The 14,053-nt window shown below is 47.0% G+C and carries 12 protein-coding genes; 5 read left to right on the top strand and 7 right to left on the bottom strand.

Annotated elements, in window-relative coordinates; genetic code table 11:
- Positions 1-5: 5 nt before the first annotated feature.
- Both FTT68_RS01050 and FTT68_RS01045 read left to right on the top strand, forming a co-directional pair.
- Entirely contained in the window at positions 6-629 is a 624-nt protein-coding gene (locus tag FTT68_RS01050) for a CatB-related O-acetyltransferase (protein ID WP_005176296.1), read from the top strand.
- 319 nt (positions 630-948) lie between these two features.
- The gene (locus FTT68_RS01045; protein WP_005176293.1) at positions 949-1,386 is read left to right on the top strand and encodes a universal stress protein; all 438 of its coding nucleotides are present in this window, start codon (positions 949-951) and stop codon (positions 1,384-1,386) included.
- A gap of 52 nt (positions 1,387-1,438) precedes the next feature.
- Here FTT68_RS01045 and FTT68_RS01040 read toward each other — a convergent pair whose 3' ends face one another.
- The 3 genes from FTT68_RS01040 to FTT68_RS01030 form a co-directional block, all read right to left on the bottom strand.
- The gene (locus FTT68_RS01040; RefSeq protein WP_168390664.1) at positions 1,439-1,768 is read right to left on the bottom strand and encodes an MGMT family protein; all 330 of its coding nucleotides are present in this window, start codon (positions 1,766-1,768) and stop codon (positions 1,439-1,441) included.
- Positions 1,769-1,905: 137 nt separating this feature from the next.
- A complete protein-coding gene (locus tag FTT68_RS01035) occupies positions 1,906-2,811 on the bottom strand; it encodes a neutral zinc metallopeptidase (protein ID WP_005176288.1) in 906 nt (301 codons plus the stop codon).
- Positions 2,812-2,858: 47 nt separating this feature from the next.
- Entirely contained in the window at positions 2,859-3,785 is a 927-nt protein-coding gene (locus FTT68_RS01030; RefSeq protein WP_075174426.1) for a DUF808 domain-containing protein, read from the bottom strand.
- 203 nt (positions 3,786-3,988) lie between these two features.
- Here FTT68_RS01030 and trpS point away from each other — a divergent pair, with 203 nt between their 5' ends.
- From trpS to FTT68_RS01015, 3 genes are all read left to right on the top strand, one after another.
- Positions 3,989-5,002: a tryptophan--tRNA ligase gene (gene trpS, locus FTT68_RS01025; protein ID WP_005176282.1), complete on the top strand. Its 1,014-nt coding sequence runs from the start codon at positions 3,989-3,991 to the stop codon at positions 5,000-5,002.
- A 405-nt stretch (positions 5,003-5,407) separates the two neighbouring features.
- Complete coding sequence (locus FTT68_RS01020) at positions 5,408-6,055, top strand: YqiJ family protein (protein WP_005176281.1); 648 nt, start codon at positions 5,408-5,410, stop codon at positions 6,053-6,055.
- Between the two features lie 25 nt (positions 6,056-6,080).
- Positions 6,081-7,811 carry a flotillin family protein gene (locus FTT68_RS01015; RefSeq protein ID WP_127798958.1) on the top strand — a complete coding sequence of 577 codons (1,731 nt, stop codon included), beginning with the start codon at positions 6,081-6,083 and terminating at the stop codon, positions 7,809-7,811.
- A gap of 59 nt (positions 7,812-7,870) precedes the next feature.
- Here the strand turns inward: FTT68_RS01015 and pgaD are convergent, their stop codons facing one another.
- The 4 genes from pgaD to pgaA are packed head-to-tail and all read right to left on the bottom strand — an operon-like array spanning position 7,871 to position 13,929.
- Complete coding sequence (pgaD, locus tag FTT68_RS01010; protein ID WP_005176275.1) at positions 7,871-8,359, bottom strand: poly-beta-1,6-N-acetyl-D-glucosamine biosynthesis protein PgaD; 489 nt, start codon at positions 8,357-8,359, stop codon at positions 7,871-7,873.
- Entirely contained in the window at positions 8,352-9,620 is a 1,269-nt protein-coding gene (gene pgaC / locus FTT68_RS01005) for a poly-beta-1,6-N-acetyl-D-glucosamine synthase (RefSeq protein WP_171260915.1), read from the bottom strand. Before pgaC ends, pgaD begins: the two co-directional genes overlap by 8 nt.
- A complete protein-coding gene (pgaB, locus tag FTT68_RS01000) occupies positions 9,620-11,470 on the bottom strand; it encodes a poly-beta-1,6-N-acetyl-D-glucosamine N-deacetylase PgaB (RefSeq protein ID WP_180006794.1) in 1,851 nt (616 codons plus the stop codon). Before pgaB ends, pgaC begins: the two co-directional genes overlap by 1 nt.
- Entirely contained in the window at positions 11,470-13,929 is a 2,460-nt protein-coding gene (pgaA, locus tag FTT68_RS00995; protein ID WP_180006795.1) for a poly-beta-1,6 N-acetyl-D-glucosamine export porin PgaA, read from the bottom strand. The genes pgaB and pgaA overlap by 1 nt, the downstream gene beginning before the upstream one ends.
- Positions 13,930-14,053: the final 124 nt, after the last annotated feature.

The raw sequence follows: 14,053 nt of genomic DNA, 5'->3' as shown, positions 1-14,053 counted from the left end.
CTCTTATGGCTGAACCCTTAATTAATTCCCCTGTTAAGCATTGGTGTGAATTCGAATTTATTTCTAAAACTATGAAAAACCCTAATATTCACATTAAGGGAAACTATTCTTATTATTCTGCTTATTGGGATCAGGGTTTTGAGCGTTGTGTTGTGCGTTATTTGCATGACAAGCCTTCTACGCCTGAGAAGCCAATTGATCAGCTTTATATTGGCAATTTCGTGTGTTTTGGGGCGGAATGCGTGATTATGATGGGCGGTAATCAGTTACACCGAACTGACTGGATTTCTGCCTTTCCGTTTGATACGCGCAGTTTTGTACCTGCTGGCGATACTGTTATTGGTGATGGTTGCTGGATTGGCTCACGTGCCATGATTATGCAAGGCGTGACGCTGGGTGAAGGTGCAATTGTGGCAACTGGTGCGGTCGTAACAAAAGACGTTCCACCTTATGCCGTGGTGGGAGGAGTTCCTGCCAAAATTATTAAATATCGCTTTCCACAAGAAGATATAGAAAAACTGCTTTCCCTTAAAATTTACGAGATGGATGAAAAGCAGTTTTTAAAGATGCGGGAACAGTTGCAGACAGAGGATGTTGCTGCTTTGGTTGATTATTTCAAAGACTGCTGATTATTCCCTTGGACTTTTGCTTAGGCCAAGCATCAGGTCAAAACTTTCATCTAATCGATATTAAAACTCAAAAAACCTGAGCTAAACACATTCTAAAGCTAGACTTAATGAAATAAGCCTTCAACTTTAGTGTAAACTGCTGATTAATTACTCAAAAACATGTTAAATTAGAAAGGCTTAAACTTTCTTAAAAAAATAATTATCCCTATGAAATTACTGGGTTTTATTATTTAAAAATAAGCGCTAAGATAACATTAAGGCAATAGAAAGTGTTCCCTCAATTTTTTATTGTTGAATGACACAATAAGGAGAAATAACGATGGCATTTCAACACATTTTAGTTCCAGTGGACGGTTCTGAAACTTCTTACGCAGCAGTTGCCAAAGCAGTCGAGCTTGCCAAAGCTTTCGGCAGTAAAGTAACCGTTGCACAGGTGTTAACACTCGATCCATATATTGCATCAGAATACATTTCAGCAGGCCAGACCAATGACCTGATTGAACGTGCGCGTGTGTCTATTCTCAAAACACTGGATGAAGCCAAAGCAAAATTCCAGGAACAAGGTGTAGCAGTTGAGTCTCGTCTGCTTGAAGGTCAAGTGATTCATCGTGAAATTGCACGTGCTGCAACTGAAATGAATGCAGACCTGATTGTGATGGGTTCTCATGGCCGTACCGGTTTGAAAAAGTTATTCCTCGGTAGCGTCGCGCAAAGCGTACTGGGCGAAGGTAATGTTCCTGTACTCATCGTACGTTAATCTTTCCTCCAGAAAATTCCCTGTACCTGCGGGTATGGGGAATTTTTTATTTTTAGGGCTGCCATTGATACTGCTTTAAGCTCACCTTGTTATTCAGGACCACTACACCCTCCTGTATCAGTTTTAACGCCTGTATATTTTCACCCTGCGCATTGATTTTGCTTAGGCTAATTTTCCCTTGCGCATTTAGCACCCGATGCCATGGCAACACATGCCCCGGTGCCAGATGTTTCAGTACATAACCCACCAGACGCGCATGTTTCGGCAAACCGGCCAGTTTTGCAATCTGACCATAGGTGGCAACTTTACCAGGTGGAATCTGGGCAATCACCGCGGTGATATAAGCGGCCAACTCCTGACTGGGACGTGCTGGAATAGACATAAAAAGAATCTTAGAGTGTTGAAATCTATTGGGATGAAAAGCTGTGCTGGTTAGAAAAGCTAGGCTTAAAAAACTAGAGGACATGCAGTTGCACATCCTCCTGTATTCACCTTGAGTTAAAAAGCGGATGCAACACTTTAGATGGCTTGTCCAAAGGTATCGCAATCATTCATATTGCCCGACTTCAGACCAGTATTAAACCATTGCACGCGCTGGGCACTGGTACCATGGGTAAAGCTATCCGGCACTACTTGTCCGCTCGAACGTTTTTGCAAATAGTCATCGCCAATTTTATGTGCGGCATCCATCGCTTCCTGTACATCGCCCTGTTCCAGGAATTGAGTACGCTGATGGTTATGATGCGCCCAGACACCGGCCAGACAATCGGCCTGAAGTTCCTGACGAACCGATAACTGGTTGCCTTCGACCTGACTGGCACGCTGACGCATCTGCTGTACCTGTCCGGAAATCCCCAGAATGGTCTGAATATGATGGCCGACTTCATGTGCAATCACATAAGCCTGGGCAAAATCTCCAGCCTGATCCTGACGCGATAATTCGGTCTGGTTCTGCTCGCCGGAAATTCCCATCTGGGTGCGCATATCTTTAAAGAAACCAGTATCTAAATAGACTTTCTGATCGGCCGGGCAATAAAACGGCCCCATGGCAGCGCTGGCATTGCCACAGGCGGAACTGACCGCACCATTAAACATCACCAGTTTGGGTGGCACATATTGCTGGTTCAGCTGCTGGGCAAACACCTGCGTCCAGGTATCTTCGGTATCGGCCAGAATGGTACCAATAAACTCCATCGATTCCTGCTGCTCCGGCGTCGGATTTTCCAGACCACGCGTTTCCGCGCTCTGCCCCTGATTGGTCACCTGTTTGGTGGCCTGATAGGCTGTTTGCGGATCGACCCCAAAAAACTTCCAGGCCACAAAAGCCACCACCAGACCCAGAATACTGATCCCGCCGGCTTTGGCACCGCCACCACCGCGACGATCTTCTACATTGCTACTGACGCGACGACCTTTCCAACGCATAGCAATCTCCTTATTATCTTTATCTCTTGGCTAGAATTTTACATAGTTTAAGAGGCTTTGGAACGTGGCCAGACCTTTTTCACCAGACCAATTAGCGCCACCACAATCAAACCGGCAATAAAGCCCACAGCAAAATTGATCAAGGTTGGAGTAAGCGCACCAAAAATACTGCCGATATTGGGAATTTCCTGCACGTATTCCACACTGTCTTCGGTAAAGTGATGTACCAATGGAATAGCGTGGTTGATAATCCCGCCGCCCACCAGGAACATGGCCAGAGTCCCGACAATCGACAGGATTTTCATCAAGATTGGCGCAAAGGCCAACAAGCCGCGCCCGACCGACTGTTTAAAATTAGAAGCCTGTTCCGAGAGATGCAGCCCAATATCATCAATCTTGACAATAAATGCCACTAACCCATAGACCCCAATGGTCATGGCGATGGCAATAATACTCAGCACTGTGACTTTTACACCAAAGGCCGCGGTAGCTACAGTACCCAAGGAAATGACAATAATCTCTGCCGAGAGAATAAAGTCGGTCCGGACTGCCCCTTTGATTTTTTCATTTTCAAACGTGGCCAGATCGGTTTCGGTTTTAATTAATTCCTGCTGCGCTTCTTCGGCAGTTTTGGCTTTTTTCTTGTGCAAGGAATGCAGGACTTTTTCAACCCCTTCATAACATAAGAATAAACCGCCCACGACCAGTAACGGGTTAATCAGCCACGGCGCCACCACGCTAATCAGTAGAGCTAAAGGCACCAGAATCAGTTTATTGACAAAAGAACCTTTGGCCACGCGCCAGACCACCGGCAGTTCCCGCTCCGAACGTACACCGCTGACCTGCTGGGCATTCAGGGCCAGATCATCACCGAGTACACCGGCCGTTTTCTTTGCGGCCATTTTACTCATGACCGCCACATCATCTAAAACAGTGGCAATATCATCTAATAATAGTAATAAGCTACTCGCCATAATTTTTATCCTTATCGTGTTCTAGGCTTATTCTAAGGAGAAATCTTCCAAAACTTTGTATTTACTTCATTAATAAATCTTTAAAATTTCCAGACAATTGTTGATTCTGTTCGGCTTATCCCGTGACATTCAAAAATATTATGCCGTACAATGTAGCCCAATCATCGGTATAGAAATGTCGTAACAACGACTTGGAAGAGATAATGAGTAATCAAGATAATCGTCCTGTTATTTTGACTGGCGACCGTCCAACCGGACAACTTCACCTCGGTCATTTTGTAGGTTCTTTACGTTCACGTGTAGGTTTACAGGATTCTCACCATCAACATCTTTTACTTGCCGATGCTCAAGCCCTGACTGATAACGCCGACAACTTTGAAAAAGTACGTCGTAATATTATTGAAGTGGCGACCGATTACCTGGCCGTGGGCATTGACCCGACCAAAACCACCATTTGTGTTCAGTCTTGCCTGCCGGCCTTGAATGAACTGACCATGCTGTATTTAAACTTTGTCACTGTGGCACGTTTAGAGCGCAACCCGACCATTAAATCTGAAATTCAGATGCGTGGTTTTGAACGTGATATTCCAGCTGGTTTCCTGTGCTATCCAGTTGCCCAAGCGGCCGATATTACCGCGTTTAAAGCGACTGTAGTGCCCGTGGGTGAAGATCAGATTCCTATGATCGAACAGACCAACGAAATTGTACGCCGCATTAACCGTCAGGTAGGTCAGGACCTGCTGCCTGAATGTAAAGCACTGCTGTCGAATGTTGGCCGTTTACCTGGTTTTGATGGTAAAGCCAAAATGTCAAAATCATTGGGCAACACCATTGTGCTCGATGCTACTGACAAAGACATTAAAAAAGCAGTAAATGCCATGTACACCGACCCGAACCACCTCCGCATTGAAGATCCGGGCCAGGTTGAAGGCAACGTGGTATTTACCTACCTAGATGCTTTCGATCCGAACAAAGAAGAACTGGAAGAATTAAAAGCCCATTATCGCCGTGGTGGTCTGGGTGATGGTACCGTGAAAAAACGTCTGGAAGGCATTTTAAAAGAGCTGATTGGTCCAATCCGTGAACGCCGTTTAGAACTGGCCAAAGATCCGGATTACATCATGGATATCTTAAAGACCGGTACCGATAAGTGCCGTGACATTACTCAAGCCACTTTAGATGAAGTTAAAGCCGGTTTAGGGGTGTTCCGCTTCTAAGCCCCATGCTGATCTTGAAAAGCCTTTCCTCGCGAAAGGCTTTTTTATGCTACGTTTACAATGATGGAGAAAATATGGAGAGAAATGTCACACAATTTTTATAGAAGCAACAATCTTTAACATGAATTTACCTGAACGCTGCTGAACCCTGCCTCATGCCGGCGTATTCTAGTCATATGTTCTAGGAGCAATCCTAATTCATAACATTTCTCCTTTACCGAAACTGTGCAAGCAGATTCGTTGTTCTACGCAATGATCACCCCAATCATTGCGTATTTTTTTGCCTAAAATATGCAGGTTTTTTAGACAAAAACGCGGCCTAATGCTATGCTAGGCGCATTCAATAATAATATATATTTTGAATATCAATAATTTAAACACAACAGAACAATAGAGTATTCAGTTATGTGGGATTTGCTCACTCACCCTTCCAATCTGATTTTTAGTGTCTGTATCTGCCTGCTGTTTTTCTTTGCCCTGCTGGAAGTGTTTCTGTTACTGGCCGGTGGCGGCAGTCAGGGCATTCTGGACCAGTTCCTGCCAGATGACTTAATTCCGCATAAAGATGTAGAAGTGAATATTGATGGTTCTAGTGGCCTGTTGGTCCAGTTTCTGGACTGGCTGTACATTGGCCGGGTACCGCTGCTGATCTGGCTGATTATTTTCCTGACCTTATATGGTTTGTCTGGCCTGATTTTACAATCAGTGCTGTTTCAATGGATCGGTCAATATATTACAGCCTGGATAATGGCACCGGCCTGTCTGTTTCTGAGCATGCCCCTGGTGCGTTATAGCGCCATGCTGATTGCCCGCATTTTACCGCAAGATGAAACCACCGCCATTTATAGTGACGAGCTGATTGGCCGCACAGCCACCATTATTTTAGGTGTGGCTACTCCCAATTCTCCGGCAGAAGCCAAAGTGCAGGATCAGCATGGTCTGACCCACTATATTCTGGTAGAACCGGAACAGGACGAAAGTTTTCAACAGGGTCAATCCGTAATTTTAACGGGGAGAACCAAAATTGGCTTTTATGCCATGCATTTAAATTAACAACTGAAAAACACAAGAGATAACAATGTTAAGTTCAAATATGTATAACGTCTTGATTATTGCCGGAATTATTTTCCTGGCCTTATTTGTGATTGGTTTAATCCTGGCCCGCCTGTATCGCCGCTCTAGCAAGGAAATTTCCTTTGTGCGTACCGGTTTTGGCGGTGAGCATGTCATTCTCGGCGGGGGGGCGATTGTGTTACCGGTGCTGCATGAAATTATTCCGGTCAATATGAATACCCTGCGTCTGGAAGTGCGCCGTGCTGAAGATCAGGCCCTGATTACCCGCGACCGTATGCGTGTCGATGTCATGGCCGAATTTTATGTGCGGGTTAAACCGACCGCTGAATCTATTGCCACCGCAGCACAAACGCTGGGGCAAAAAACCATGTCCCCGAATGAATTAAAAAATCTGGTCGAAGGTAAATTTGTCGATTCTTTACGTGCCGTAGCCGCAGAAATGGCGATGGAAGAACTGCATGAAAAACGCGTCGACTTCGTACAGAAAGTACAGCAGGTGGTGTCGGAAGATCTGTTTAAAAACGGTCTGGAACTGGAAACTGTATCTTTAACCGGACTGGATCAGACCAGTTTCCGCTACTTTAACCCGCAAAATGCTTTCGATGCCGAAGGTCTGACCAAATTAACCGAAACCATTGAAGACCGTCGTCGTAAACGTAACGACATTGAACAGGATGCCGACTTAGCCATTAAAGCCAAAAACCTGGAAGCCGAACAGGCGCGCCTGCAGATTCTTCGTGAAGAAGAATATGCCAAGTTACAGCAAGAACGTGAAATTTCGGTACGCCGTGCTGAACAGCTGGCGGAAATTGCAGCCCAGGAAGCAGCCAAAAAACGTGAAGCGGAAGAAGCCCGCATTGCTGCTGAACGTGAAATTGAACTGAAACGGATTGGCTCAGCACGTGATGTCGCCAATGAAAATATTTTAAAAGAACAGCTAGTCCAAAAAGCCCAAGTGGAACAGAAGAAAACCATTGAGCTGGCCGAACAGGACCGCGCCATTGCCATTGCGGAAAAATCCCGTGCCGAATCTGAAGCCAAAGCGCAGGCCGATTTAGCCCGTGCTCAAGCGGTAAAAGCAGAAGAAGAAGTGATTACCGTACGTGAAACCCAGCGCGCAGAACGTGCCAAGGCAGTCGAGCTGGTGGCTGCCAAGCAGGCCGCTGAAAAAGATGCGATTGCCATTACTGTTGCTGCTGAAGCGGGCAAACAGGCGGCGGTCGATGAAGCGGAAGCGGTGCGGATTACCGCAGAAGCCAATGCAGAACAGCTGCGTTTAAAAGCGCGTGGTGAAGCCGATGCCAAAGTCCTGCTGGCACAAGCGATGGAAAAACAGTATCAGGTTGATGCTGAAGGTACCCGTGCAGTCAACGAAGCCAATAACATCCTGTCGACGGAACAGGTCGAAATGCAGGTACGTCTGGCCATGCTGAAATACCTGCCAGAAATTATCCGTGAAAGCGTCAAGCCAATGGAAAATATTGATGACATCAAGATTCTGCACGTCAATGGTTTAAATGGGATGGGCAGCGCACATGTCGATGGCAGCGAACACGGTCATGGTCAAGTGGCCCTGTCTGATCAGGTGGTGAACAGTGCCCTGCGCTATCGTTCGCAAGCGCCGTTAATTGACAGCCTGATGAGTGAACTGGGTATTCATGGCGGTGATATTAACGGTCTGACCCAAAGCCTGAAATCTCAGCCGAAAATCAATCAGGAAACTTCATCAACTTAAATGAGGTGAATAAAAAAACGCAGCTAAGGCTGCGTTTTTTATGGCTGTTTTTCAATGTTCTATGATGAAGACAGTGGCTGATGAACTTCAAATTTTTCCAGCTGTCCATCTTGATCATAATGTAAGGTCAGATTTTTGGCCTGCTGCAAATACGCCATTTCAGTTGTGTCGACCTGAAAACTTTCCGCCAGCTGCTCAGTCTGAATATGCTCCGGAAAAGCCCGGCGCTCATTATCACGAAAACGCAGCCAGTTATACACAGCCCAGATCAGCAGAATCAGAATAAACACCATAATCGCCAGCCCCAGATAAAACAGGCTGAACGAGCTTTGCGGCGCCGACATCACAAACAGCTGCTCATATACGGTATAGCCCTGAAACAGCCACAGCAACATAGTGATCAGAGGCAGGAATAACCAGATCCAGGCCAGCCAGCCCAGAAAGAATAGTCCATAGCCTGCGGCCTTGTTACGTACATAGCGCGGCTCATCAATATATTCTGGTAGCTCCAGCTGAGCTTCATCCTCAATCATTTTAAATTTAGCCATGCTCGTGCTCCTTGGTAAAACCACGGTCCGGGCTGACCCAGCGTGCACGTTTCTGCTTTTTCAGCAAAGTTTTTGGCACAGACACCACCGTGGTCAGCGCGGTAATCAGCCAGAAAAATAGCGGATACCAGATTACCCAGAAATAGGTTCTCAAGGTACGGTTTTTATCATATTGATGATCGATCATTAAGCTGACCAGAAACTGCAGCAAACAGGTCAGGCCCAAAATCACCCCGTACCACTGCGGCAGAATCGATTGAATCGCCCACTCACCCGGCAAGGGGAAAAACAGCCCATAAAAATACAGCACAAAGATGCCCATAATCACATAGGCCCATAGCACGCTGATGATCGATTCAATCACAATCGGCCACATCCGTCTAAGGCGCCATTTAAACAGTTTTGGCACATAGGCAATCAGCACTTCAATCCCGCCTTGTGCCCAGCGCAAGCGCTGTTTCCAGAGACCTTTAAACGTTTCCGGCATATAGATATAACACAGGGCTTTGGGCACATATTGCAAATCCCAGTGGTCGAACTGCAAACGCCACGAAACATCAATATCTTCCGTAATCATGTCATCACGCCAGTAGCCAATCCGGTCCAGCGCGGTTTTACGAAAACCGGCAATCGCACCTGATACGGTAAAAATCCGGCCATAGGTGCGCTGCGCGCGTTTAATCAATCCAATAATCGAGGAAAACTCACCAACCTGAATTTTACCCAGCACACTGGAGCGGTTAATAATCCGTGGATTACCGGTAACCGCCCCGACACGCGGGAAGCTGGTCAGCTGATGCATCATCCAGAATACCGCGTGTGGATGCAGCAGCGCATCACCATCAATACAGACCAGAAATTCATAGCGACTGACCATTGCCCCGGCTCTTAAGGCATAGGCTTTGCCCTGGTTTTCGGCCAGATGGACCACCCGCAGCTTTGGATATTGCGTGGCCAGTTCATCCAGAATTGCTGCAGTCCGGTCCTGACTGCCATCATTGACTGCAATTACTTCAAATTCCGGATACTGGCTTTGCATGGCAAACTTGATGGTACGTCTGACCTGCTCTTCTTCATTGAAGCAAGGAATGATAATACTGCAGCCTTCATCGCTCGGTTCAGGGAAATGATCCTGACGGTATTCCCGTTTAAAATAAAACCAGATCCCGCCTGCAATCCACAGCCAGGCCATCAGCAAGGGATATAAAAATGCAAAACCAAAATAAAAATCATTAAAACTCAATTTCGAGAACACTTCCATCATTGCGGCTCTCCCTGTTCCAGGACATAGGGATCACGATAACTCAGCGGACTTGCATTCAGGCTCAACGCCCGGTACAGGTGCTGATGCACGGCCTGCCCATGGGTCGGCTGATAATTATCAATACCAATTTTTTGAATGCCCTGACGTCTCAGCTGCTGATATATCTGCTGATAATGTCGCCACTCTGTTGCAGTGCTATCCGAATTGATCTGCAAGTTAATCATCAAATGCTGCTTTTCCCGCTCATTTAACTGGTTTAAAGCCTGATGCAGATTTTTGATGGCTTGGGGGGATGCCAACGGATCGACAGCCAGATACAGGAAATCGGCATGATCCGGCAGTTGCTGCAGCAGTTTTTTCAGTCCGTCAAGTGGCTGATTCTGAATCTCCAGCTTTAATGCAGTCTGATAGTTGTTACTGATATTGGCATAGTATTTACCCTGGCTTTTGGTCCGGTTCTTGATGCTCAACACCTGTTGCAGCTGTGCCTGACAGCTTGCACTCCATTCAGCCTGAAATACGGCGCAATGTAACGCATCGCCGGTTTCAATCATCAGCCCTTCAATCGAGCTGTTGTTTTTCACCAGATCTGCGGTCAATTCTGCCAGATCATAACCTTGCCGGGTTTCCAGACTCAGCGGCATTTCTGCATATACCCGATTAGCAATCCGGGTCCGGGCCTGCCATACCACCCGGTTCAGCAAATCCTGAGCCACCGGCAAGCTTCGATTCGGAAAATAAGCCACATCAATTTTACCATCGGCATTCTGATCGGCCACCGCATTTAGGACCAGCGTATTGGATTGAAAGGCATTGACCTGATTGAGCAGCTGGCTCAAATGTGCTTCTGATGCGGTGATATTGCTCCCTGCCAGATCTGCCAGGTTAATGCGTAATAAACTTTTACGCTGCTTATGCGGCGCCCGGCTATTCATTAAGAAGTCTTTAATTTCACCAAACACTTCTTCTGGTGATGGGTTTTCCGTAATCAGGGCACGCTGATAGGTGGTATCGGCATCGGCCAACGTCAATACACTGCCCAGACTAAACGACATTGGTAGACCGGCTTCACGGGCCAGCGCTTCAGTTTCCTTGGTCACCGCACCATACGGCCAGAAAATGGCACGGGTATTGATTCCCAACTCACGATCCAGAATCTGCTTTGATTGACGCAAGTCTTTTACCACTCGCTTCGCATAGGCGCGATCAGATTCATAACGCTGCTGGGCCGGGAAATATTCACGGGTAATCGCGGCTGGCTGCTGGTTTAGCTGCGGATTGGCAATAATCCCGTGATGCAAGTCATCACTGTGTGAGGCAAACTCGACCAGACCGGATTGCTGCATTTCACGCATCTGCGGCCAGTTCATCAGGTTGCCCTCCCCATAGGCTTCATAGGCATCTTTGGTATTGCCATTAATCCAGCTGGTCGGAATGGCAAAAACAGCCGGAACCTGATGCAGCTTTAATAAGGGGAAAATATGGCTATAGCTGCTGAGTGCGCCATCATCAATGGTAATTAATACTGCTTTTTCCGGTAAGGCTGTCTTGTGCTGACGGGCCCGCCAGACATCTTCTAGCCGAATGGGCTGCCAGCCATGTTCTTTAATCCATTGCAGGAACTGGGCAAAGTTATGGGTACTGATGGCGTATAAATCACGGTCACCCTGTTTGGCAACGTCATCACGCACATCATGAAAAGTTAAGGTAACAAATTCATAGGCCTGCGCATCAAGCGGCGCTGTAGTTGCTGCTGGCGCTGTGCTGGTCTCGGCCTGCACGGTCAAAGGAGAATAAACACATGCAGCGATACAGGCACTCAGGAGTAAAGCGGGTTTCATTTGCATTAGAATCGTCCTTCAAAGCCGAATACTGCATAGGTTTTTTCTTCTGTTTTGCCATCGTATGGATGGCTGCCCCAACCAATGCCATAGTGCAGTTTCCAGGTTCGTGACACATGCCAGTCATGGCGATACAACAGGTTATATATCGGCTCATTGGAATAGTCTTTCTGTCCAAATGTGCCCAGCGTCAGTTCAAAATGCTGATTAAAATGTTGCTCATAACGACGCCAGGTCATCCAGTCATGTTCCAGTTTCAGCTCTAAACTATGGCTGGATTCAGGATTAAAATAATCCACGGCGACGGGCTTATTTTTTCCATAATAGCCGCTGAGCGTGGCACGACTCAGATGATGCGGGGCCTGATAAAACTGCTGGCTAAAATAGGCCTGATATTCCTGACGGGTGTTGCCATCATCAATATCGGTCAATTGAAATTGTGCACCGGCTTTACGCGACTCGTTGGCCTGCCAGTTAAAACCCGCCCGATACGACTGTCCTTCATGTGCTTTGGCCATTGCCTGCAACGGAATATCGGCCTGGGTATTCACCGCCAGATGATATTGCCAATGATCATTTAACCAGTGTGACCAGTCCAGTGCAGCGCCCACACGGTCTTCATCTAAAGATTGAGACAGCAACAGGCTGGCATACTTGCGATCTTTGGACCAGGCCACACCCAGACCTAAACGCGGATCATCCAGGGTGCCATCTTCATAACGCCCCTGCCGATGCTGATGGTCAATAAAAACCTGATAATGCTCATTTAGCCACGGGCTGTTAAGACGGGTCCAATGAGTACGCTCTTCTGAACCTTTTAAACGGTTCAGCAACTGTTCCTGATCGGAACGACTTTCAGAAAAATAACTTTCATGCTGAATGCTGAAATGATCGCGATCCTTTAATTCTTTGCGGCTTAATTGCACACCGGTATCATCTGCAGCCGTCTGTAACAAGGCCTGATTCAGCTGACGCCAGCCCCTAATATCATTCAGGGCTTGGGCATTTTGCATCTGGTTAATCTGGGTGATTTGACTGACCTGATCCAGGCCATTCCACTGCTCCAGCGTTTGTTGGGAAGTCAGTGGTTTTTCACGCCAGCGCTGAATTTGTGCCAGATTGTTCTGATAGGCCAGATTATTCGGTGCAATTGAAACCAGGGTTTCAAAATACTGCTCGGCTTTGGCATGTTCGTTGCGGTAGGCATAGTTCAGCCCTTTTAAAGCCAGATACTGCTCCCGGTCTTCATGGGTACTGCGGTCCACGCCTTTGGCCTCGCTATAACGATAACGCGGTAACTGACGGTCCATGTCCTGAATCAGCTGATCAGCCTGCTTGAATTTTTCCTGTTCGATATAGGCATAATACAAACCAGCATACACCGTATAGTCTGCATAGTTCTTTTCCTGAAACAGGCTTAAATACACCGGTTCAGCCAGTTCCGGTTGTCGGGTGGCCAGATAGGCATCGGCAATGGCATGGCGTACATAAGCCGGCCAGTTTGCAATTGGCTGATGCTGCTGTTGCACAATTTTCAAGACCTGCTGATGACGCTTACGCTGTCCCAAGGCATACAGATAATCGGCATAGAATGCGCGCTGCAGTTCGGCGTCAGCTGCCACCTGTGGTTCATGTGCAGCCATATCGGCCAGTACCGCATCCAGCTCGGTATAGGCTGTTGCATATTCACTGCGCAGTTGTGCCGTTTTATAGGCCTGTACTGCATTCTGAATCCGGGTAGAAAACTGGTGCTGTTTGACTTGCAATAATAAACGAGGATGGCTCTGTGCTAACTGTTGTTGCAGCAGATAGTTCTCTGCTGCATGATGCTTGCCATTAAGCATCAGCGACAGTACATATTGTTCATGGCCTGCAATGCTGCTTTGCTTTTTTAATCCGGCTTCGGCTGCCTGCAAGGCTTGTACCGGCATATTCAGGATACGATAGGTATAAGACAGTAAACTCAGGTCATCGGCACTAAGCTGTTGCCATTGCAGGTTTTTCAGCAACGTTTTAGCGGCTGCTGCCTGACCCGACTCGGCTTCCAGTACCGCGTGCCAGACTTTGCCGCTGGCCTGGGTATTTAAAGGCTGAAACCGGGCCAGATACGCTTTGGCCTGAGCGTACTGCTTGGCATCACGGAGCACCTTGATAGCGCTGACCTGGGCATAGGCAGGAAAGGTTTTAGGTTGAATCTGCTGCGTTAGGCGGTATAAATCCTGTGGATGTACCACAGGCTGACCATAGGCCAAAACTAGATAATCCGCAATTAACTTTTGATCTGTGGGAAATTGAGCTAATAACGCCTGCAAGCGATTGAGTCCAGAGACCACCTGCCCGGACCGAACCATCTCCACCGCGTGCTCACGTTGCTGATCAAGCGTATTGGCATGAGCAGAAGAAAAAAATAAAAAAGAGCAAAGCGACAGACACTGAATCGGCATGATCGTTGTTATTTTGATCATATAAATTCTCAAGTTTCTGATAATTATTGCTCGATATTCTATTAAAGTGTGATGTAAATCACAATTACCAAGGCAATCATTTTATTTGTTTTGTATGCTTTACTTTTTCCTCAATAGAAGCGTC

The organism is Acinetobacter sp. Q85-2 (assembly GCF_013420555.1).
GTDB lineage: Bacteria > Pseudomonadota > Gammaproteobacteria > Pseudomonadales > Moraxellaceae > Acinetobacter > Acinetobacter indicus.
The sequence above is the reverse complement of the archived record's forward strand: the minus strand, read 5'-3'. Positions and strand labels throughout refer to the sequence as shown.

Excerpts from the sequence above, each read along its gene's own strand:
- FTT68_RS01020 (WP_005176281.1), top strand. The coding sequence starts at position 5,408 with ATGTGGGATTTGCTCACTCACCCTTCCAATCTGATTTTTAGTGTCTGT.
- pgaB (WP_180006794.1), bottom strand. The coding sequence starts at position 11,470 with ATGCAAATGAAACCCGCTTTACTCCTGAGTGCCTGTATCGCTGCATGT.
- pgaC (WP_171260915.1), bottom strand. The coding sequence starts at position 9,620 with ATGGAAGTGTTCTCGAAATTGAGTTTTAATGATTTTTATTTTGGTTTT.
- FTT68_RS01045 (WP_005176293.1), top strand. The coding sequence starts at position 949 with ATGGCATTTCAACACATTTTAGTTCCAGTGGACGGTTCTGAAACTTCT.
- FTT68_RS01030 (WP_075174426.1), bottom strand. The coding sequence starts at position 3,785 with ATGGCGAGTAGCTTATTACTATTATTAGATGATATTGCCACTGTTTTA.
- pgaA (WP_180006795.1), bottom strand. The coding sequence starts at position 13,929 with ATGATCAAAATAACAACGATCATGCCGATTCAGTGTCTGTCGCTTTGC.
- FTT68_RS01050 (WP_005176296.1), top strand. The coding sequence starts at position 6 with ATGGCTGAACCCTTAATTAATTCCCCTGTTAAGCATTGGTGTGAATTC.
- FTT68_RS01040 (WP_168390664.1), bottom strand. The coding sequence starts at position 1,768 with ATGTCTATTCCAGCACGTCCCAGTCAGGAGTTGGCCGCTTATATCACC.
- pgaD (WP_005176275.1), bottom strand. The coding sequence starts at position 8,359 with ATGGCTAAATTTAAAATGATTGAGGATGAAGCTCAGCTGGAGCTACCA.
- FTT68_RS01035 (WP_005176288.1), bottom strand. The coding sequence starts at position 2,811 with ATGCGTTGGAAAGGTCGTCGCGTCAGTAGCAATGTAGAAGATCGTCGC.
- trpS (WP_005176282.1), top strand. The coding sequence starts at position 3,989 with ATGAGTAATCAAGATAATCGTCCTGTTATTTTGACTGGCGACCGTCCA.
- FTT68_RS01015 (WP_127798958.1), top strand. The coding sequence starts at position 6,081 with ATGTTAAGTTCAAATATGTATAACGTCTTGATTATTGCCGGAATTATT.